This window comes from Pseudalkalibacillus sp. NRS-1564, assembly GCF_050467905.1.
GTDB classification, from domain to species: Bacteria; Bacillota; Bacilli; order Bacillales; family Guptibacillaceae; genus Guptibacillus; species Guptibacillus hwajinpoensis_B.
In genome coordinates, this window is sequence record NZ_JBITPM010000008.1 from 1 (window position 1) to 19,992 (window position 19,992).

Here is a 19,992-nt window from a genome sequence, read left to right on the forward strand (position 1 = left end):
TTTAATCCCTATCCATTCAGCAAGGCTAATTAATAATGGGACACCAACACCTAACGTAGCAAAAATAATATGAAAACCTAACGTTAGACTTGTTAATAGGCGACTTAGAGTCGCTGAATCTAGTTCCAAATTGTTCATCCCCTTTGTACCAATTTCTTATCATCTGTTACTCAACTTCCCTTATCATTCACAATAGAAACGATTGTACCTCTGAATTACACTTTTATTATGGCTCATTCGCGAGATTGTGACAAGTATCACAAACTGTATAATTCCGAAACTTTTTTTCTTGTTAATATTCTGTTCACATTTAGATTAACTTCTGTATTTTTTTCGTTTTACCTCCATTGAAATGTCTGATTCATATTAATGGACAAAAAAAGAAGCCTACTTGGCTTCTTTCTATACAGCGTCCATCATATTGAATTGTGATTTAACAAGCTCATAATACGTTCCACCTTTTCGCATAAGCTCAGTATGATTTCCTTGTTCTAATATGCGTCCGTGGTCGAGAACAATAATATTATCTGCCTCACGAATCGTTGAAAGCCTGTGAGCGATCATGATTGCCGTCCTGCCTTCCAAAACAACATTTAGTGCCTTCTGTATTTTCAGCTCTGTCTCTGTATCTATACTTGCAGTTGCCTCATCTAAAATCAATATTCGAGGGTCCGCAAGAAGTGCTCTCGCAAACGATAATAGTTGTCTTTCACCTACTGATAGGACGTTACCTCTTTCTTCTACCTCTGTTTCATAGCCATCACTCAAGCGCTGAATAAAAGGATCAGCTCCTACTGCTTTAGCTGCTTCCTTCACTTCTTCATCGCTAGCGTCCGGACGTCCAAATCGAATGTTTTCAATAATTGTACCTGAAAAAATGAACGTATCTTGCAAAACGACGCTGACTTTCTCACGTAAGCTATCGAGTTTAACGTCTTTAAGGTCCGTTCCATCAATCCGAACTGTTCCACTTGTAGGATCATAGAAACGGCTTATCAGATTAGCGATTGTTGACTTCCCTGATCCAGTATGACCCACAAGCGCAACGGTGTCACCAGCTTTCATTGTTAAGCTCATTTCATGCAGAGCTTTGCGGCTTTCATCATATGAGAATTCAACATTTTCAAATGTGATTTCGCCTTTCATTTCCTTAAGCTCTTTCGCATTTTCCTTTTCTGGTACATTCGGCTGTTCATCAAGAAATTCGAAGATTCTCTCAGACGAAGCCATCGCAACGAGAAGCTGATTATACACTTGACCAAGTCGAGAGATTGGTTCCCAGAACATCCCTAAGTAGAAAGCAAATGTAACAAATACTCCGTAGTCCATCCCATTTTGAATAAGATAAACCCCGAACCAAATTAATATTGCTGTACCAATGGCATTGGACATTTCAACAAAAGGTCTGAAAATCGCACTCTTTTGAGTCGCGTCTTTCCAACTAGCATAGTTTTCATGATTAACGCCCTGAAAAAATTCCATATTTCCTTTTTCCTGCGTATACGATTGAGTCACTCGAATTCCTTGAATACTTTCATTCAAATGGGAATTCAGCTTGGCTTGCTTAATACGAACTTGTTGCCAGGAACGACGAATACGTTTTCGCAAGCTCGTAGAAATGAGAAACATGAGCGGTAAAATAATCATAATAGCTAGTGTTAACTGAGGACTTAAGACAAACATGATGACAATGATTCCTAACAATAGAACAATATCCATGAGGAGATTAATAACCCCATTCGTAAATAACTCCTGCATGGAGTTCACATCATTAATTACCCTGACAAGAATAGAACCTGCCGATCGTTTATCAAAAAATCCATGCGACAAGCGCTGAATATGTTTAAACAACCCTTGTCTAATGTCGTAAATAATGTATTGTCCAAGCTCATTCGTCCATTTTATTCGATATGAGTTGGCAATCCAAGAAATCAAATACAATCCAGCTATGCCAATAATTAATTGAATAAGCAATGTTTGATCACGATTTTTGATCGCATGGTCAAATAGTAATACCCCAATAAAAATCGGTACGATCAATCTAACAGCCGTTGCTAATAACATTGAAATGATTGCTTTTGGCAACAAACTCTTCTTGTAAGGCTCCATGTATTCAAGCAAGCGCGACATTTGTTTCCAATTGAATTGTTTTTCAATTGCCGTATCTTGAGAGTAATGGAACCTTTCTCTACGATTTTGTTTCAATCCTTCACCCCATTTCAACCAGTTTGTCTGGCCATGATCTCTTTACGATCTTGATATTGTATATCATAAATATTTCGGTAGTAGCCGTTTTGATCAATGAGCTCTTGATGTTTTCCTCGTTCTACAACCTCACCTTCATTTAACACGATTATTTCATCTGCATGTTTCAAAGAAGAAATTCTATGTGCAATAATGAACGTTGTTCTTCCTTTCATAACCTCTTCAAATGCTTTTTGGATTTTCACTTCCGTTTGCATATCAACTGCGCTTGTAGCATCGTCAAGGATGAGAATACTAGGATCTGTTAGAATGGCACGAGCAATAGCAATACGCTGCTTTTGGCCACCAGATAGCCCCATTCCACGTTCGCCTAGTACCGTATCATATCCCTCTTTCATTTCCATGATGAAATCATGCGCCTGCGCTCTTTTTGCCGCATCCTGTATGGCTTCAAAAGAGATATCGGGATCACCATAAGCAATATTATCTCGTATTGTAGACGAGAACAAAAACGTCTCCTGAAGGACCACACCAATATTTTTCCGAAGCGATTTCACTGTATACTCTTTAATATTCCGTCCATCGATTACTACTTCGCCTTCGTTAGGTTCATAAAATCTTGCAATCAATTGGGTAATCGTTGTTTTACCTGCTCCCGTAGCCCCAAGTAAGCCAATCGTTGTGCCTTTTGGAGCATTAAACGAAATATTCTTAAGTGCTTCGTCATCATCAGAAGCATATTTGTGTGTGACATTCTCAAATGACACGTTCCCTTCAAGACGTTCAACATCCAACGCACCATCTCGATCATAAATATCTTCAGGCTCATCTAGAATCTCAAGTAAACGTTCTCCTGATGCTTTGGATTGAGAAAACGTATTGATGACGAATCCAAGGTTCATGATTGGCCAGATAATATACCAAACAAGACTAAAGAAAGCCACTAACTCACCAGGTTTAAGCTGGTTTTGAAACACAAGATATCCCCCATACGAAAGCAAGAAAACAACGCATAAATTCCCGATAAACTCCATGAGCGGGAAAAATTTAGCCCAAATGTATGATGTTGTTAAGTAGTTATCACGATAGTCCGTATTACTGTCAACAAACTTATTGATTTCAAAATCTTCTCTTGATAATGACTTTACCGTATTAATGCCACTAATATTCTCTTGTACTTTCGTATTCAACCGCGCCATTGATTTACGAATTCCTCTAAACGCTGGGTGAACTCTCTTATCGAATCGATAAACCACAATCGCGAGAAATGGGAGCATTCCAAGCGTAACTAACGCAAGCGGAATAGAGTATCCAAACATCACGATTAAACTAAAGCTTACGATAAGAACAAAGTTGATCACTTGTGCGAATCCAAATGATAAGAAAAACCGGAACCCTTCTACGTCAGCCGTTAAGCGTGACATTAAATCCCCTGTTTTCGCGTTATCATAATAACGAAAAGGTAAATATTGAAGTTTTTTGTAAAGCTCCTCTCGAAGTCGATACACTGCTGTTACTCCAAACAAGTCCCCTAGATATTGTTGGAAAAACGTAGCAGTCCCTTTTACGATCATGATTCCTATGAAACCAAATGCAAGATATGGTACCCATTTGTATTCTTGCTTTAGAATGACATCATCAATTGTAAATTGAAGAAGCATAGGATAAAGGACTGTGATACCCGTGACAAAAATAAGGGAAAATACGGACCATAGAAAAAGCTTTTTGTATGGCCAATAAAAATCTTTCAATCTTTTAAACGTTTCCATTCCAACACCACCTTCAGCCAGTAAATAGTCATTAAAAAAATAGTGACAATATACATAATATATCGGAATTCGAAATAAATAACCACCTATTAGGCCTAAAATTCGGAATTATTTAAACAGGGAGATTCCTACTTAGATCGAGAAGATATTTGCAATCATTCAGCTGAACGGTTCCTGCAGCAATTTTTTTCAAGCAGACAACTTAAATTCGTAGGGAACATTCGAGTGATTAGCTATTATAAGTCATACAAAAACCCCAGAGATCAATGCTCTCTGGGGTAGGTTGTTTTCTATCTTATTTAAGTGTTTCTTGACCTGGCTTCCAGTTAGCCGGGCAAAGTCCACCAGTTTGTAGTGCTTGAAGTACACGTAGTGTTTCGTCTACGTCACGGCCAATGTTGTTGTGGTTAACAACAGAGTATTGAAGTTCGCCTTCAGGATTGATGATGAATAGGCCGCGAAGTGCAACACCTTCATCTTCAATAAATACGCCGTATTCTTTAGAAACTTTATGGTTTGTATCTGCAGCAAGTGCATAGTTAAGATCACCAAGACCATTGTCGTTGCGGTCTGTGTTAATCCATGCAAGGTGTGTATGGATTGTATCAGTAGATACTCCGATTACTTCTGCATCAAGATCGTCGAATTCTTCGAAACGATCGCTTAGTGCTGTAATTTCAGTTGGGCATACGAATGTGAAGTCCATTGGATAAAAGAAAAGGACTGTCCATTTATCGTTCTTCATATTTTCTTCAAGGCTTACTTTGCCAAATTCTTTGTTTGTCATAACTGCTTCCATTTCGAAGCGAGGTGCTTGTTTTCCTACCATGCGTTCTACCATGTGTAAATCCCTCCTAGAAAATATCCTGCGGCTTTCGCCCACAAATGACATTATAGTACACGAGTTATTTTTAGTCAATGTTAAATAATAATTAATTTAATGTGGGTTAATGACCTTCCTCCACTATCGTACCCACGTTTACCCCTCACTAAACAGGGTAACTTTAGTATAGCGAAAATCATTTCATTCGTCTCGTCTTAACACTTCACTTGAATTATCATGACAATTTTCGCTATAATTTGACCGAGTGCTAATCCTACATAATGTAGTGAGAATTAAAGGAGGAAGTCTATTGAACTTTGTTGACAACATTAATTGGGAAGGTTTCTTAATGGATACTGGCTTAATTATCCTGAAGTTAATTGCTATCCTAATCATTTATGCAATTGTAAAAGCGATCGGAAATCGTTTCATCGAAAGAACCTTTACTCAAGTATCAGAAAAGCAGAACATGAGTCCAGGGAGAGCAAATACTTTAAAAAATTTATCAAAAAGTATTTATACGTATATTCTACTCTTCATGGTTGTTGCGATCATCTTTGAAACCTTTGGCTTTGATATTAAAGCGCTAATCGCTGGTGCAGGTATTATTGGCCTCGCTGTCGGCTTTGGAGCCCAAGGTCTCGTAAGTGATGTGGTGACAGGCTTCTTTATCCTACTAGAGAAACAAATGGACGTTGGCGATTACGTAACTGCTGGCGGCTTTGGAGGAATCGTAGAAGAAGTCGGGCTTCGCACAACCCACATTCGGTCGTTTGATGGGACATTGAACTATGTACCAAACCGCGAAATTAGCTCATTAAGCAACCATTCACGTGGTAATATGCGCGCTCTTGTTGATATTGGTATTTCTTATGATGACAATATTGACGAAGCGATCCGTGTGATTCAGAAAGTGTGTGACAACGTTGCGGCTACAAACGAAGCTGTCGTAGAAGGACCAGATGTTCTAGGTGTTCAAGGTCTTGGTTCTTCAGATGTTGTTCTTCGTGTTCTATGCCGCACTCAGAACATGGAACAATGGGGCGTTGAGCGTCAGCTACGGAAAGAAATTAAAGAAGCTCTTGATGCGAATGGCATTGAAATCCCATTCCCTCATCAAGTATTCATTGAAAAGAAAGAACAATAAGCGTTTGCCCCTTCCTTTCATTAGGTAAAGATATCACAGATCTTTCAAAGGAGTGTGATCATATTGCCTTACAATTCTAAAAGCGAGTTGCCAGATCAAGTGAAAGACAACTTGCCTTCGCACGCACAGGATATCTTTAAAGAAGCGTTCAACTCCGCATCTGATCAATATGATTCTGAGAAAACAGCTTTTAAAGTAGCATGGAGTGCTGTGGAGGAAAAATACGAAAAGAATGATAATGGAAATTGGGTCAAAAAGAATAACAATAGCTAAAGAAAATGAACCTCTACCTAGGTAGAGGTTCATTTTTTCATTGATAACGACTGTCCACCTGCTGACATACTTGATCAGCTGTCATGCCATCTGCGTTAATAACTGCCCCGTTCGTGCTTGCATTTTGCATGCCCATCACATTTTGATCTTGACCAGACACAACACAACAGTCACAACCATTTGCATCACTTTCTTGTTTAAAGGATACAACCTCATACCCTTTCGCTTGCAAAGCTTGAGCTACATCAGATAGCGTATCTTCTACAGCAATTCGTTTCATTTCCCTCGCTCCTTATGAATATGTAATTTCTAACTCTATTATTTTGACCAACGTTTTATGAATTATACGTATAGCATTCATCAGAGAAAAACTCAGTTATTATGTCAATCTAAAAAACAATAACCCCCAGGCATTAGCCTGGGGGTTATCAGTTTCTTAGTTTGCAACCTTATTTAAATAAGAAGTTAACGCAAGATACGCCGTTTCAATCGCAGACTCATCAGGTTTGAGTGTAGATGTATGCAGACCGGCTGGAGAATTCACTCCTAGCCAGAACATAAATCCAGGAATCTCCTTTAGAAAATACCCAAAATCCTCACCAGTCATCGCTTCTCGACATTCCACTACGTTGACATCTTGAAGCTTTCTCGTTTCTTCCATAAAAGATTGTACCAGCTCGGCATTGTTCGTCACCTGGTAATAATTAGAGCCATAATCAATAGAAGCAACACATTCAAATGATGCCTCGATGCCTTTTACGATAGCTTCAATACGGTGCTTGACTTGGGACATAGAATCAGCAGATAGAGTACGGATTGTACCTTCTAACCTTGCCTTTTCTGCAATGATGTTTTGCTTCGTGCCTCCGTCAATTTTCCCTACTGTTACCACAGCTGAGTCAAGAGGATCTACATTTCTCGCTACAATAGATTGGAACTGAGTAACGAGATGGCTAGCGGCAACAACCATATCACGTGTATGGTGTGGATACGCTGCATGACCCCCCTTTCCTTCTAAATCAATGAATAACTCAGAAGTATTGGCAAAGAGCAATCCTGGGCGTGTGGCAATCGTGCCTACAGGGTACTCAGGTGCAATATGCAACGCAATCATTTGATCCGGCTTCCATGCTTTAAACTCATCACTTTCAAGCATTGGCAAAGCTCCGCCAGGACCTTCTTCTGCAGGTTGGAAGACAAACAGCAAATTGTCTTTTACGGAATGAGTTGAATAGTACTCAAGAACGGAAAGAGCAATCGTCATATGAAGATCATGTCCACAAGCATGCATGAACCCTTCATGCTCAGACTGAAAATCATACCCGGTCTCTTCTTTGATTGGTAACCCATCGATATCTGTCCGATATCCGATCGTTTTTGAAGGACTTTCTCCATTTACAAATACAAGGATACCCGTTCTCCAGGTTTTCACCTGGAGACGGTCCTGTGGGAGTTTTTCTATAAACTGAAGAAGATAACGATGCGTTTTCACTTCCTGAAAGCCAATTTCAGGAATGCGATGCAGGTCTCTTCGTACGGTTTTGATGTCCATTAAAATTAATCGTTTTGAAGCTGACGAAGCTCTTTTTTGATTTCTGTTTTCGAGCGAGTTTGGTCATCAATTTTCTTAAGAACGCGTGCCGGAGTTCCTGCAACTAGTGTGTACTCAGGAACATCTTCAGTCACAATAGCACCAGCGGCTACAACAGATCCTTTTCCTACTTTAACGCCTTCTAGAACGACTGCGTTCGCACCAATCACAACGTCGTCTTCGATGACAACCGGGCTAGCAGAAGGTGGCTCAATAACGCCTGCAAGAACAGAACCTGCCCCAATATGACAGTTCTTACCGACAGTTGCACGTCCACCAAGAACTACGTTCATGTCGATCATAGTTCCTTCACCTACAACAGATCCGATATTGATCATCGCACCCATCATAATAACAGCATTATTGCCAATTTCAACTTGATCACGAATAACAGCACCTGGCTCGATTCGCGCTTGAATTCCTTTAAGATCAAGCATTGGAATAGCTGAATTACGACGATCATTTTCTACTACATAATCTTCAATATTGGAAGCTTCAGACTCAAGTGCTTTCTTAATGTCTTTCCACTCACCAAAAAGAACACCAGTGTTCCCTGTAATGAATGACTTCGTGTTGCTACCAAAGTCGATTCCCTCAAGGTTCCCCTTAATATGTACTTTCACAGGAGTAGATTTCTCACTGTTTTGAATAAAGCTAATAATTTCGTTTGCATCCATCATTTTCATGGTGTATTTCCTCCTTTGTTCATCATGCTTATACAAGCACAGCATGTTACTCATTTTATCGTACATGATCGATCACGTGAAGTCTAATCTTACAGGCTATTCACTTAATAATTCTACAAACTTCTGAACCTGCTTCAATTGCATCGCGGTATCATTTGTTAATAACCAGGTATCACGCTTTAATGGCAATCCTTCACCATCTTTAAGTGGAATCCGAAAATATTCTTTATCATTCTCTGTAATGCTGATGGAAGGTAAGATAGCGTAGCCAATCCCATTTAACGCCATTTGTTTACACGTTTCGATTTGATCAACGACAATTGTTTTCTTTGGAGGCGCAAATGATTGGGTTTGCCACCACTCCTGTATTTCTTGAAAATAAGTAGAGTCACTTTTAAATTGAATAAATGGTTTTTCTGTTTCTCGCAATTCTTCCATTGATTTAATGGACGTATCGACCAAATAGAGCTCATCTGAAATCAAATACTGACTTCTCCCTCTCCAATCGGGCTTTCCTCGAATAATTCCAATATGAATATCATCTTCGTACAAGTACCGTAATATGTCACTACTCCATCCTGTAACTAGCGATATTTTGACACTGGGATAGTGCTCAACAAATTTCTTTAGCACCGCTGGAAGCCAGTACTGTCCGATGATAGATGCTACCGCTAGTTTCAGCGTTCCATGCACTTCCGAGCTTAGCGCTGTCAATGCTTCAAATACTTTTTCTTCTCTCCGAATCGTATCATTAGCAAAAGCGATAATCCGTTCACCCGCGGGCGTAATCGTTAATCCTTTTTGCGAACGAAGAAAAATCGGTATCCCCCATGCCTTTTCAATCGATTGAAGGCGTTGACTTAACGCCGGCTGAGATACGTAAAGTCGCTCAGCCGCTCTTCGCATATTCGCTTCCTCCGCTAAGATCGAAAGAACCTGATATTCTGAGCTCATTAAAAGGCCCCCTTTCTTATAAATCTCCATTTACTCATAAGTAAATCTTATTGTAATTCATCATTATAATCTAATTTCATTATGGATTAAAGAAGACTATACTATGACATGAGATATTTTCGATGGAGATGATCATATGGAATGGCTTTTCTTATTTGGCATTGGTCTTATTGCCACGTTTGTTGGAACCTTGTCTGGCAGCGGAGGACTTATTAACTTTCCCTCGATGATGTTACTCGGTCTTCCCATTCATTCAATTATTTCAGCAAATAAGTTTTCAAATATGCTTAGTTCATTTTCTAGCTTTTTCGTTTTATTAAAGAGGAAGGAACTCTCCATGAAAGAAGCACTGAAAACAGGACCTATCGCTTTAACTGGTGGGGTCCTCGGTGGATTGTTTGCCTCGTCACTATCCCAACAGGCGCTGCAACTATTCGCCGGAGGAATGCTTCTTGTTGCCTTAACTTTATCATTTATGAAAAAGAAGGAATCAATTCATTTATCACATAACGTTCCTACCAAAGCACTCCCGTTCGTTGGTCTAATAGGATGGTATGATGGTACGTTCGGCCCTGGACAGGCGACTCTTCAAATGCACTTATTTCGTCACAGCGGCATCTCCTACCTTGCTTCGATAGGTCTAACACGATTTAATACCTTCTTAAGTTGTACAGGGGCTGTCATGGTCTATTCACTTAGTGGTCACCTTAACATGGCGATCGCGGTCCCACTTGCGGCTGGCTCTATCACTGGAGCACAAATTTCTGTTCGAATGGCCAATAAACTTTCTCTTGTGCAAATAAACTGGTTGCTTCGCTCCATGACCATTTTGTTGATTCTACAAGTATGCTACAGCTTATTTAATACACAATTTTAGGAGTGATTAACATGGTTATCGATTATATTCGTCTCCACCACCTTCAAATTTGTATACCAAACGACCAGGAGGAACTTGCGAGGAATTTCTATATAGGGATACTTGGCTTTGAAGAAATCGAAAAACCAGCTGTTTTAAGAAAAAACGGAGGCTTCTGGTTAAGAGCAGCAGACATTGAATTACATGTTGGGACCGAAAGTACTATTGTGCCAGGGAAAAGACATCCTGCCTTTGAAATTCATAATCTGCTAGAAGCAAAGGCACATTTAGAAAAACACCACATCCCAATACAAAAAGACAAACCAATCGAAGGATATCAGCGTTTTAGCTTTTATGATCCCTTTCAAAACCAAATTGAATTCATTTCACGTATAGGAAAACCCGGCTTATGAGCGAGCCGGGTTTTGTTTCTTATCAGGCTTTGGAATAAAGAGTACTAGCAGAAAGCTTAAGAGTGCCATGACTGCAACTCCTCCATACACCCATTTTAAAGAGGTTGTGAGTCCGTTCTGCAACAAATCAAGCACAGCTGGATCAAGGCTGTTACGCTTAGTTTCATCAAGTAATTGATTGGCTGTATTAAGGTTCACATCTTCTCCCGAAGAGCGGTTCGTTAAATATTGTTGAAGGCGGCTGTTTAAAATACCGCCAAGTAGCGCAGCACCGACTGCACTTCCAAGCGTTCGCATGAACATATTTGAAGCTGTCGCAATTCCTCGCTGTTTCCAAGAAACTGAGCTTTGGATGGCTACAATAAATGTTGTAGACGTTAACCCCATGCCAACACCGATAAGAAATGAACCAAAACCTGCAAAGATTGGTCCTAATGCTGGCGTCATCAACAGATAGATCACCGAACCGCTAATAAGTGAAATTCCTCCAACGACTGATGTAATCCTAAATCCGATTTTTATAACGAGTTTCCCTGCTATAGTAGACGCAATTGGCCATCCTATCGACATCGTTGTAAGCGTAAATCCTGCTACAATAGGAGATTTCTCCATTACTCCCTGAACAAATGTCGGAAGAAAGCTAGAAACACCAATCAAGATCATGCCCGTCGTAAACGTTACTGAATTCGATATGGCGATAACCGGATCTCGCCATATACCAAGAGGCATTAGCGGCTCTTTCGCTTTAAGTTCGACTCTAAAAAAGATCGCCATAGCTACGAATGATGTACTTAGAAGGGCGAGGATAGGTAAGGAAGTCCACTTCCAGTGAACGCCTCCTTCAATCAAGACGACCATCAATGCACTGATCGATACAAGCAAAAGGATGGCACCAGAGTAATCAATCGATTTCCGTTCTTTATCAATCGATTCATGAAGCAAGAGAACAACGCCAACTAACGATAGAACTCCGAGAGGAATGTTCATCCAGAAAACCCATGACCAATCAATGTACTGAACAAAAATACCGCCTAGAGCCGGGCCTGCGATAGCCGATATTCCCCACACGCTAGCAAGATACCCTTGAATCTTTGCCCGCTCCTCCATCGAATACATATCACCCACAATTGTAAGTGCTATTGGTTGTACGGCCCCTGCTCCAATTCCTTGAATAAGCCTGAAAAGGATAAGCGCTTCCATCGACTCCGCAAATCCACATAATAAAGATCCTATTAAAAAAATGACAATACCGATCGAATAGATCGGTTTCCTACCAAAGAGATCTGAAAGTTTACCAAAGATAAGGACCGTAATTGCAGACATTAATAAATAGGCTGAGAAAACCCAGCTAAACGTCGAGAATCCACCAAGATCGCTCACAATACCAGGCATCGCTGTTGAAACGATTGTTCCTTCGATCGCTGCCATGAACATTCCAATAATAATGGCTCCAAGTACGAATGGTCGATTGGTTTCCTTGTTTTGGATACTTGATGTGATTTGATTTGTTAGCGATTTCATTTTATTCATCCCCATATGTAAAAAACCCGGTAATAGTACCGGGATAAATGCTTAAGACTGTCTAACTGATGACTCATGCAAATAACGATTAACAAACTTAAGTAGCGCTCTTCTTGTTAGAATGCCTTTAAAGATATTCTCATCATCGACTACACAAAGGAAAGGATGATCAATTGCTAGCTTTAACCCTTTGAAAAAACCGTCCTTTTCATTAATACAAGGTATTTCTGTATTCATAACTTCTTCAACAACTAATTCACTTAATTTCTCAAATTCAATTCGTTCGATGCCTAGAATTGAATCAAGGATGAGCGGCTGACTAATTAATCCCTTTAGACGGTATTCAGTATCTAATACCGGGATAGACGAATAGCCTGATTTAATCAAAATAAGCATCGCGTGCTCCAAAGGATTCGTCAGCTGAACATGTGCTACTTTTTCTGCTGAAATCACAAGATCTTGAATTCCTGTTTCATACAAATTAGGTAATTCCATATGTTTTGCCATTTAAAACGTCCCCTCAAGCATGATTCGCCCTGTAATTTTTCTCTAATGAAGGTCTGTTATTATAGTAACATGAATGGGGATTGTCCGTTAACTATTGATTAATGTTCATAAATCATTTTACGAGTCATACCTCCATCAACGACTAAATTCTCACCTGTGACAAAATCATTTTCTTCATTCGTTAGGAAGAGACAGGCACGTCCAATATCTGATGGCTTTCCAACTCTTTTGGATAGATGCTGCTCATGATCCACGTCACGTAAGGCATCATAGTCTTCTACTTCAATCCAACCCGGGCTAATTGAATTGACAGTAATATGATCATCTGCAAGGGACACAGCTAGCGCATGAGAAAGCGCTACGATTCCTCCCTTAGTAGCAGCATATGCTTCACTGTTCGGTTCTGACATCGTCGCTCTCGTTGATGCAATGTTAACGATTGAGCCACCGTTATTTCTTCTCATAAGATGAGCAGCGGCACGAGACCCAAGGAATACGCTTCGTAAATTGGTGTTGATGACGTTATCCCACTCTTCTACACCTAGTTCATCCATATGTTTAAATGCTGTTAGGCCAGCATTATTGATTAAGATATCTAGTTGCCCATACTTCTCTTCAACTTTATAAAAAAGCTGTTTAATGGATTCTGGTTTACTTACATCTGTTAAGATAACGTCACCATAACCTCCATGCATTAATTCTGCTGTTTCTTTGCAACCTTCTTCATTCACATCGGCAAGAACAACGCGATAGCCTTTATCGGCATAAGCAATCGCAACTCCCCTACCGATTCCATGTCCAGCACCTGTTACTACAACGACTTTTTGCATCAAATAACCTCCTAAAACCAGTTTTTACGTTTGAAATAAACGAGCATTAAACCAGTTATGATAATCATGACAATCCATACGGCTGGATAACTCCATTCCCAGCTTAGCTCCGACATGTTTGTGAAATTCATGCCATAAATTCCTGCTATGAATGTTAACGGAATAAAGATTGTTGAAACAATCGTTAGTACTTTCATAATCTCGTTCATTTTCATACTTAAGCTGGAATAGTACACATCCAGTAAACCGTAAAGTTGGCCTCGAGAAGTCTCCACCATATCATTTGCTTGGACAATATGATCGTGAATATCCTGCAAATAAAAGGAAATGTCCTCTTTTATATAAGGGACTTTCCGATTAATTAATTTGTTCACGACTTCTCTAACTGGCCAAACCGTTTTCTTAAGCTGCAGAATTGTATTCTTATATTGATTAATATCTTGTAATGAATGATTATCAGGATCTTCCATAATCATTCCTTCTAACTCAGCTATACGATCATCCATTTCATCCATAATGATCAAGTATTGATCAAAGATTACATCAAGTAGGGAATAGTAAAGAAAATCCGCCCCACTCTTTCGAATTCTCCCTTTGCTTTCCTGAAGTTGTAAACGAACTGGATCAAATAAGTCACCGCGCTTTTCCTGAAAAGTGACGACTGTGTTCTCCATTAATATAAAACTCACCTGTTCGATGTCAAGATCAGTACTTTCAGGTGATAAATCAAGCATCTTTACAATCGAAAGTAAGTGATCTTCAAAAAAGTCTATTTTCGGTCGATGATCCGTATTTAAAATATCCTCTGTCGTTAAAGGATGAAGTCCTAATTTTTTACTAATCTGATCTACCAACTGAACATTATGTACTCCATTTACATTAATCCAAGCTACTTGATCAGAGTCAATCAATGTCTTTATTTTATCTATCGAAACATCTTCAAACTCTTCCATTCCATGAGAGTCAAATGCGATAGCTGAAACAGTGACTTCCTCCGTTTGCTCATCTCCTATATAAACAAGCGAGCCTGGGGGCATTCCTTTTTTTTGAGTTCGATTTCTTCTAAGTTTTGTACGAATCCCCATTTGATTCCACCTCAATTCTCTTCTAAAATACCCTAAATTAATGTATTGAAAACACGAAAATCTTTTCAATTTTCCTGTTAAGACGCATGTCCAACAATAATTCAGCATAAAAAAAAGCCCATTAAAAAGGGCTAAAGCACATCTTCTTTACGAATGATCTCTTCATACTTTTTCCAGAACATTTCAAGATCAGACTTAGAAGAATCTGTCTTAATAGCATTCCACACAACTATCATAAATAAAGCAAGTCCAAGAAATAAAGCGGCTAATGATAATAGTACAGCTACCATCAAATCCCCCCTAAACGGTTCTTTCCATTTTATGATGGTAAATGCACTAAAATGTTAGAATAAACAGATAATACTTGATTCTTTTTTCTAACTAGGTTATGTTACGAAAAACATCTTTTTCATCAAACAAGCACTTATTATCAAAAAGCAGAGTATAAGGAGGAGCATTATCATGGATCACTCTCGAAAAGATATTAAACAAATTGAAGAAAAGGCTAAAGAAGATCAACGCCGTGCCGAGAAAGCCAAAAAAGTTGTGAAAGAAGCACAAAAAAGCGCCAATCCACAAAGAGAACACAACGAATTCTCATCGAAACAATAACAAAAGGACGCCTTCTAATTGGAAGGCGTCCTTTTGTTATTGTTCTGTATTCAATTCAATCAGATTGCCATCAGGATCAGAAACAAAAATTTGGGCAAAACCACTTTTACTCGTTGGATTCTCATAAACCTCTATCTTTTTTTCACGCAGCCATTTCAACGTATTATCATAACTAGTAACACGAAAAGCGAAATGCCCTTCCCTGGATGATAATGAGGTTGAACCGCGAAGCGTATTAGCATCAGGATACACAATTAAATGAAGCTGTTGTTGACCGATTTGAAACCAGGCGCCTGGAAAATCAAAATTGGGGCGCTTCATTTCTTTCAAGCATAATATATCTTTATAAAACTTTTTTGCCCGTTCAAGGTCTGTTACCGCCAAACTAACATGATGAATTTGCTGCACTTCAATCAATTTTGTCCCTCCCGCTCTTTACTTCTTGATTCTCTTGATTACTACCTAACTTTTGACTTGAAGGTAAACTAATTCGAAAAACAGTTCCTTTGCCCTCTTGGCTAGTAACATCAATGCAACCACCGTGTTCCTTAATCACTTTATAGCTTACCATTAATCCTAGACCAGTTCCTTTTTCAGAAGTTTGGTAGTAAGGTTCACCCAGTCGATTAATCAGATGCTTGGGTATTCCCTCGCCTTGATCTTCTACTTCCACAATCACTTCTTTTTCTCTATTTTCCAAAAGACTGATTCTAAGTTGACCGCCATGCGGCATGGCTTCAATACCATTATTCATAATGTTCATAATGACCTGCTTAATGTGTGAACTGATACAAACGCACTGAATATCCGTATGACTATAAACTTCAATTATATCAATACTACACTCAGCAGCCTTTTTCGATAGGCGCTCAATTAAATCTCTCATTAGATGATTCATGTGAACCGTTTCGTACGAGACAAACTCTCTTTTTGATAGAAGAAGAAATTCATTTATCGTCTCCTCTAGCTGTTCCATTTCACCCCCAACTACTTTAAGAAGTTCTTGATTAACCGCTTCATTTCCATCCAGCATTTGAAGAAAACCTTTCACTGTTGATAACGGGTTTCTAATTTCATGGGCTACCCCTGCCGCAAGATCACCAAGAACGTGGCTTGTTTCCGTCTTACGTAGATGTTCTTCCGCATTCTTAATCTGTGTCACATCTCGAATAATGACAAGATGATGCTCAGGATAGATGTGGTAGCTTAGTGTAAAACTAAATGTTTGAACGACACCTGTTTGATCGTTCATTCTTTTTCCTTCGCCGCTTCTCCCTAATTCAGCAGGATGGTCCCAAGTAATATCACATTCTTTTTCTAATGAAGAATAATGCTTATCAACGACCTCGTTCTCTTGTAATTGAAATAGTTCACAAAATGCCCCATTAACTTTTACAATGATTCCTTTTTCATTTAGGATAGCCATACCATCTAGAGCTCTTTCGAACAATTGACGAAACCGCTCTTCACTTCGCTTTAGTTCTGAGAACATTTGTTTTCTCTCTGTAATATCACGGTATATGGTTAAGTACAAATCTCCATATCCGCTTTTCTTCGTTGTAAACTCAAGCTGTTTCTTTTCTCCACCGAGCATTGTGAATTGAAGATCGCCTCGAATTTCACCTTGTTCTTCTAACATTATTTGAAACGATTTTCCCGCCTTAATATCAACGCCTTCAAGAAAATCAAACAAATTATACGTTTTCAAATCATTTAAGCTTACCTTAAAGATCTGACAAGCAGCAGGATTCGCGTCTACGATCATCCGATCTTTGTCCCAAATTAAAATACCATCTAGCGCATTTTCAAAGATGTTCGTGAATTTATCTTTGCTTTCCATTAACTGGTCAAACAATACCTGTTCTTCGGTAACATCGCGAATTATTGATAAATTATAATCTCGATAGGCTTTATACGTTATCGATAATTCAACGGATTTCCGTTTGCCATTCTCAAGGAGAACAGGAAGCTTCTCCACTACATATCCCTTGTCAATCAAATTCTTTCTCATTTTTTCCAATGTTTCAAGCCCCTGAGGTGCAACATGATGTCCAAGCTTCATAGATTGAATCGATTCCATATCAATTTCAAAAATATCACAGCATGCCTGGTTGATTTCAATCAAGTTTCCCTCTTGATCTGAAAGCGTCATGCCATCTCTAGAATGATTAAAAATATGATCAAGCTTTCGACTTTTTTCAATCAATTCGAGCTGAAGATCATTTTTTTCCAGTTCAGAGCCGTCTTCAAGCATGGAAAATGTTTGCTGATTTGGTTTTTTATATTCCATACGCGGTCTCCCTTTATGTGTAATAGTCTCATTATACCATCTCGGGGCGTTGAACATAGTATTTAACTCCTAGAGTCATCATTTTACTGTATGATTTAATATCCTTTTCCTTTATCGAATACAACTGAGCCATTTACATATCTTCAGATGAATAAACATGAATGACTACTGACCCTTCGATCGCTTTTGCTCTTATTAGAATCGGCTGATTAAAATCATTTCGAAAGGAAAAATCTGGTCCGTACCAGCTAACCGTAGCATCTCTACCAGGCTTCACATATGGAACACTTCTACTATGGGAATAGCGTTCTAAAATATGGACACCAGCCTGATCTACTGCATTAAAAAGAGTAGATGAGACTTGACAAATCCCACCACCAATTCCTTCAGATAACTCTCCTCTTACAATGACTGGAGCTGGTAAATAGCCTTTCTCTTTTGTTCTTTTCCCAACTGTTCGATTGAAAGAAAACGTTTCTCCTGGGAATATTACAGTATTGTTAATCGCCTCAGCCGCTAACATAATATTCTTCGTTCGCTCCAGATTCCCTTTCCTAAAATAAGTAACAAACCCTCCCACTTGTTTTTTTCTAATGGATGATAAAAGCTCTGCGTTTACTTTTGGGTAAAGAATGGTGAGATCTGGTTGAATCCAAGTTGAACTATTGCGGTATAGACTATGAAGCAAATTCTCTCGAAAAGCGCCTCGATGTAACTTGTATCCATTGACTCCATCGACAATAGCTCCTTGATTATCAATGTAGGCATTTACTGGAGACTTTGAGATAGCTACATCTACCCCATCCATTAATTCCTCCACCCGATCTGCTTCATAAAAGGGATAACCAAGGTCTTTTGAAAACAACTCTTCTTTCTTAATCTGATAAGTTTGTGCTCCTTTGTGGTGAATCGTTATGTGATGGTTTGAAAGCGCTGAAAACGCTATGGCCAAAGATAGAAATAAGTGCACCTTTACCATTCCCCCTTCTGAACTCGATCGTAGTATGCTTCATTTTAGGGATTAATAAAATAGCATACATCAGAATCGCTTGAGCAAAATAACTATGATGACTATACACAAGGGGGGAGCTAATGAAGCGTTTATTTACTTGTTTCATTTTATTATGTACGCTAGTCATTCCTACACGCGCTATAGCTGCCGAACCTTTTGATCACCTTCTCCCTATCGATAGTGAAATCAAACTTCTGCCATGGGAAAAAGCAAATGAGCTCCTCCCTCGGAAATCGATTTTTACAATGATTGATATTGAAAGTGGGACTTCATTTCAAGTTCAACGGAGAGCTGGTAGTAAGCACGCAGATATACAACCGTTAACGAGTAAGGACACAAAGGTTTTAAAAGCGATTTATCAAGAATGGAGTTGGAAACGAAGGGCTGTCATTGTGCTATACGAAGGGAAAATGATTGCTGCTTCCATGAATGGAATGCCTCATGGAGCTGGCGCATTAGATAATGGATTTAACGGACACTTTTGCCTTCACTTCTTAAATAGCACGACTCATCGCACCCCTACACCAGATCCCGCGCATCACTTAATGATTCTAAAAGCAGGAGGACAGTTAGATCGCTATTTAATGAAGCGGACCCCTGAACAGCTCGTTGATGTTCTCATGCTAGCGATCAATAACACAGATGCTTCTTTATTAAGAAGAATTGTTTCTACACCTTTATCTGAGAACGAATTAATCGACCTCTCTCGCTTGTCGTTTACGAAATGGAAAGTGATCAAAACAGATCAAGCTGAACAACAAGTCAAAACCAGAGTCGAAATTTATATAAAAGATGCTGGTGTTATTACAACAACGATTGATTTCGCTGCACGACAAGATCCGATCACAAACAAATGGCAACTCGAAATACCAAAATTACTCGAAATTTCAAAAGACTAACAAGGAGTGACATAAATGGATCGTTTTGAACAAGCTTATGAAGAGTATGTTAAAAATAGTGAGGCATATCATACTCCACCAGAGGCAAATTCCACCCATATTACGGCCGTCCGCAAAAATGAGGATGGAGATTTAATTGCTTTTAAAACAAACACGGGAGAAGAGCTAGATTATGTCCAGGCTTTAGACGCTGCAAAGAATGGTCAACTTTCGGGGGTAGATGTATTTCAAAAGTATGGTAGAGAAATTATTCGAAGTGAGCCTGATGGTACGAAAGAAAATAATTTCGATCATTTACCAGAATTTTAAGGATGTCCGATCTCACTCCTCCGTTTACTTCTTGAACCAATGCAAAAAAAGCGGCACCTCAATGAAGTTGAGGTGCCGCTTGGAATGTATTATGTATGGTGATCCGTATTGGGCTCGAACCAACGACCTCTACCCTGTCAAGGTAGCGGATTGCCCTCCGGAGTGTTCATACGATAAGTCATACGCCGAGTCACGCGCATTTACTACGAT

22 protein-coding genes are annotated in these 19,992 nt (G+C 39.2%); 7 read left to right on the forward strand and 15 right to left on the reverse strand.

The genetic code is table 11. The annotated features are described in order from the left end of the window. Positions 1-402: 402 nt before the first annotated feature. The 3 genes from ACIFPW_RS03220 to ACIFPW_RS03230 all read right to left on the reverse strand — a co-directional run bounded on the left by ACIFPW_RS03220 (position 403) and on the right by ACIFPW_RS03230 (position 4,815). Positions 403-2,205, reverse strand: coding sequence for an ABC transporter ATP-binding protein (locus tag ACIFPW_RS03220; protein ID WP_430241959.1), 1,803 nt, complete (start codon positions 2,203-2,205; stop codon positions 403-405). Positions 2,206-2,219: 14 nt separating this feature from the next. Next, positions 2,220-3,974, reverse strand: coding sequence for an ABC transporter ATP-binding protein (locus ACIFPW_RS03225; RefSeq protein WP_430241961.1), 1,755 nt, complete (start codon positions 3,972-3,974; stop codon positions 2,220-2,222). Positions 3,975-4,269: 295 nt separating this feature from the next. Beyond that, a complete protein-coding gene (locus tag ACIFPW_RS03230) occupies positions 4,270-4,815 on the reverse strand; it encodes a peroxiredoxin (protein WP_098443217.1) in 546 nt (181 codons plus the stop codon). A gap of 331 nt (positions 4,816-5,146) precedes the next feature. Here ACIFPW_RS03230 and ACIFPW_RS03235 point away from each other — a divergent pair, with 331 nt between their 5' ends. Together ACIFPW_RS03235 and ACIFPW_RS03240 are read left to right on the forward strand one after the other, a co-directional pair. Beyond that, on the forward strand, positions 5,147-5,944 hold the full coding sequence (locus ACIFPW_RS03235) for a mechanosensitive ion channel family protein (RefSeq protein WP_370314489.1): 798 nt from the start codon (positions 5,147-5,149) through the stop codon (positions 5,942-5,944). A gap of 63 nt (positions 5,945-6,007) precedes the next feature. Further along, the gene (locus ACIFPW_RS03240; RefSeq protein ID WP_194221258.1) at positions 6,008-6,217 is read left to right on the forward strand and encodes a ChaB family protein; all 210 of its coding nucleotides are present in this window, start codon (positions 6,008-6,010) and stop codon (positions 6,215-6,217) included. A 37-nt stretch (positions 6,218-6,254) separates the two neighbouring features. Here the strand turns inward: ACIFPW_RS03240 and ACIFPW_RS03245 are convergent, their stop codons facing one another. From ACIFPW_RS03245 to ACIFPW_RS03260, 4 genes are all read right to left on the reverse strand, one after another. After that, positions 6,255-6,497, reverse strand: a complete 243-nt coding sequence (locus ACIFPW_RS03245) for a YkuS family protein (protein WP_430241964.1) — start codon at positions 6,495-6,497, stop codon at positions 6,255-6,257. A gap of 156 nt (positions 6,498-6,653) precedes the next feature. Next, complete coding sequence (locus ACIFPW_RS03250; protein ID WP_430241966.1) at positions 6,654-7,769, reverse strand: N-acetyldiaminopimelate deacetylase; 1,116 nt, start codon at positions 7,767-7,769, stop codon at positions 6,654-6,656. Between the two features lie 5 nt (positions 7,770-7,774). Beyond that, positions 7,775-8,494, reverse strand: coding sequence for a 2,3,4,5-tetrahydropyridine-2,6-dicarboxylate N-acetyltransferase (gene dapD, locus ACIFPW_RS03255; protein ID WP_194221255.1), 720 nt, complete (start codon positions 8,492-8,494; stop codon positions 7,775-7,777). Positions 8,495-8,590: 96 nt separating this feature from the next. Next, positions 8,591-9,448, reverse strand: coding sequence for a LysR family transcriptional regulator (locus ACIFPW_RS03260; RefSeq protein WP_430241969.1), 858 nt, complete (start codon positions 9,446-9,448; stop codon positions 8,591-8,593). Positions 9,449-9,584: 136 nt separating this feature from the next. Between ACIFPW_RS03260 and ACIFPW_RS03265 the strand changes: the two genes are divergently transcribed. Continuing rightward, positions 9,585-10,325 carry a sulfite exporter TauE/SafE family protein gene (locus ACIFPW_RS03265; protein WP_430241972.1) on the forward strand — a complete coding sequence of 247 codons (741 nt, stop codon included), beginning with the start codon at positions 9,585-9,587 and terminating at the stop codon, positions 10,323-10,325. An 11-nt stretch (positions 10,326-10,336) separates the two neighbouring features. Next, entirely contained in the window at positions 10,337-10,717 is a 381-nt protein-coding gene (locus ACIFPW_RS03270; RefSeq protein ID WP_430241974.1) for a VOC family protein, read from the forward strand. Here the strand turns inward: ACIFPW_RS03270 and ACIFPW_RS03275 are convergent. The 5 genes from ACIFPW_RS03275 to ACIFPW_RS03295 all read right to left on the reverse strand — a co-directional run bounded on the left by ACIFPW_RS03275 (position 10,712) and on the right by ACIFPW_RS03295 (position 14,950). Beyond that, positions 10,712-12,238 (reverse strand): MDR family MFS transporter, encoded by a 1,527-nt coding sequence (locus ACIFPW_RS03275; protein WP_430241976.1) that lies wholly within the window; start codon positions 12,236-12,238, stop codon positions 10,712-10,714. The genes ACIFPW_RS03270 and ACIFPW_RS03275 overlap by 6 nt on opposite strands. 51 nt (positions 12,239-12,289) lie before the next feature. Next, entirely contained in the window at positions 12,290-12,745 is a 456-nt protein-coding gene (gene cbpB / locus ACIFPW_RS03280; RefSeq protein WP_430241979.1) for a cyclic-di-AMP-binding protein CbpB, read from the reverse strand. 98 nt (positions 12,746-12,843) lie between these two features. Continuing rightward, positions 12,844-13,575, reverse strand: coding sequence for an SDR family NAD(P)-dependent oxidoreductase (locus tag ACIFPW_RS03285; RefSeq protein WP_430241981.1), 732 nt, complete (start codon positions 13,573-13,575; stop codon positions 12,844-12,846). An 11-nt stretch (positions 13,576-13,586) separates the two neighbouring features. Next, entirely contained in the window at positions 13,587-14,660 is a 1,074-nt protein-coding gene (gene corA, locus ACIFPW_RS03290) for a magnesium/cobalt transporter CorA (protein ID WP_430241983.1), read from the reverse strand. Between the two features lie 131 nt (positions 14,661-14,791). After that, positions 14,792-14,950 carry a hypothetical protein gene (locus ACIFPW_RS03295; RefSeq protein WP_430241985.1) on the reverse strand — a complete coding sequence of 53 codons (159 nt, stop codon included), beginning with the start codon at positions 14,948-14,950 and terminating at the stop codon, positions 14,792-14,794. 172 nt (positions 14,951-15,122) lie between these two features. Here ACIFPW_RS03295 and ACIFPW_RS03300 point away from each other — a divergent pair, with 172 nt between their 5' ends. Beyond that, positions 15,123-15,272 (forward strand): hypothetical protein, encoded by a 150-nt coding sequence (locus ACIFPW_RS03300; protein ID WP_226612666.1) that lies wholly within the window; start codon positions 15,123-15,125, stop codon positions 15,270-15,272. A gap of 36 nt (positions 15,273-15,308) precedes the next feature. On the opposite strand, the gene ACIFPW_RS03305 is transcribed toward ACIFPW_RS03300, so the two are convergent. The 3 genes from ACIFPW_RS03305 to ACIFPW_RS03315 form a co-directional block, all read right to left on the reverse strand. Further along, positions 15,309-15,680 (reverse strand): VOC family protein, encoded by a 372-nt coding sequence (locus tag ACIFPW_RS03305; RefSeq protein ID WP_430242411.1) that lies wholly within the window; start codon positions 15,678-15,680, stop codon positions 15,309-15,311. 1 nt (position 15,681) lies between these two features. After that, complete coding sequence (locus ACIFPW_RS03310) at positions 15,682-17,562, reverse strand: PAS domain S-box protein (protein WP_430241987.1); 1,881 nt, start codon at positions 17,560-17,562, stop codon at positions 15,682-15,684. Between the two features lie 133 nt (positions 17,563-17,695). Next, positions 17,696-18,532 carry a VanW family protein gene (locus ACIFPW_RS03315; protein ID WP_430241989.1) on the reverse strand — a complete coding sequence of 279 codons (837 nt, stop codon included), beginning with the start codon at positions 18,530-18,532 and terminating at the stop codon, positions 17,696-17,698. 122 nt (positions 18,533-18,654) lie between these two features. Between ACIFPW_RS03315 and ACIFPW_RS03320 the strand changes: the two genes are divergently transcribed. Together ACIFPW_RS03320 and ACIFPW_RS03325 are read left to right on the forward strand one after the other, a co-directional pair. Beyond that, positions 18,655-19,473 (forward strand): hypothetical protein, encoded by an 819-nt coding sequence (locus ACIFPW_RS03320; protein ID WP_430241991.1) that lies wholly within the window; start codon positions 18,655-18,657, stop codon positions 19,471-19,473. A 15-nt stretch (positions 19,474-19,488) separates the two neighbouring features. After that, the gene (locus tag ACIFPW_RS03325) at positions 19,489-19,782 is read left to right on the forward strand and encodes a DUF3892 domain-containing protein (RefSeq protein ID WP_430241993.1); all 294 of its coding nucleotides are present in this window, start codon (positions 19,489-19,491) and stop codon (positions 19,780-19,782) included. Positions 19,783-19,992: the final 210 nt, after the last annotated feature.

Bases quoted from the DNA above. Each gene is read 5' to 3' on its own strand.
- ACIFPW_RS03310 (WP_430241987.1), bottom strand. From the start codon at position 17,562: ATGGAATATAAAAAACCAAATCAGCAAACATTTTCCATGCTTGAAGAC.
- ACIFPW_RS03250 (WP_430241966.1), bottom strand. From the start codon at position 7,769: ATGGACATCAAAACCGTACGAAGAGACCTGCATCGCATTCCTGAAATT.
- ACIFPW_RS03285 (WP_430241981.1), bottom strand. From the start codon at position 13,575: ATGCAAAAAGTCGTTGTAGTAACAGGTGCTGGACATGGAATCGGTAGG.
- ACIFPW_RS03270 (WP_430241974.1), top strand. From the start codon at position 10,337: ATGGTTATCGATTATATTCGTCTCCACCACCTTCAAATTTGTATACCA.
- ACIFPW_RS03325 (WP_430241993.1), top strand. From the start codon at position 19,489: ATGGATCGTTTTGAACAAGCTTATGAAGAGTATGTTAAAAATAGTGAG.
- ACIFPW_RS03245 (WP_430241964.1), bottom strand. From the start codon at position 6,497: ATGAAACGAATTGCTGTAGAAGATACGCTATCTGATGTAGCTCAAGCT.
- dapD (WP_194221255.1), bottom strand. From the start codon at position 8,494: ATGAAAATGATGGATGCAAACGAAATTATTAGCTTTATTCAAAACAGT.
- ACIFPW_RS03275 (WP_430241976.1), bottom strand. From the start codon at position 12,238: ATGAAATCGCTAACAAATCAAATCACATCAAGTATCCAAAACAAGGAA.
- ACIFPW_RS03300 (WP_226612666.1), top strand. From the start codon at position 15,123: ATGGATCACTCTCGAAAAGATATTAAACAAATTGAAGAAAAGGCTAAA.
- ACIFPW_RS03295 (WP_430241985.1), bottom strand. From the start codon at position 14,950: ATGGTAGCTGTACTATTATCATTAGCCGCTTTATTTCTTGGACTTGCT.
- ACIFPW_RS03320 (WP_430241991.1), top strand. From the start codon at position 18,655: ATGAAGCGTTTATTTACTTGTTTCATTTTATTATGTACGCTAGTCATT.
- ACIFPW_RS03265 (WP_430241972.1), top strand. From the start codon at position 9,585: ATGGAATGGCTTTTCTTATTTGGCATTGGTCTTATTGCCACGTTTGTT.
- ACIFPW_RS03225 (WP_430241961.1), bottom strand. From the start codon at position 3,974: ATGGAAACGTTTAAAAGATTGAAAGATTTTTATTGGCCATACAAAAAG.
- corA (WP_430241983.1), bottom strand. From the start codon at position 14,660: ATGGGGATTCGTACAAAACTTAGAAGAAATCGAACTCAAAAAAAAGGA.
- ACIFPW_RS03230 (WP_098443217.1), bottom strand. From the start codon at position 4,815: ATGGTAGAACGCATGGTAGGAAAACAAGCACCTCGCTTCGAAATGGAA.
- cbpB (WP_430241979.1), bottom strand. From the start codon at position 12,745: ATGGCAAAACATATGGAATTACCTAATTTGTATGAAACAGGAATTCAA.
- ACIFPW_RS03235 (WP_370314489.1), top strand. From the start codon at position 5,147: ATGGATACTGGCTTAATTATCCTGAAGTTAATTGCTATCCTAATCATT.
- ACIFPW_RS03260 (WP_430241969.1), bottom strand. From the start codon at position 9,448: ATGAGCTCAGAATATCAGGTTCTTTCGATCTTAGCGGAGGAAGCGAAT.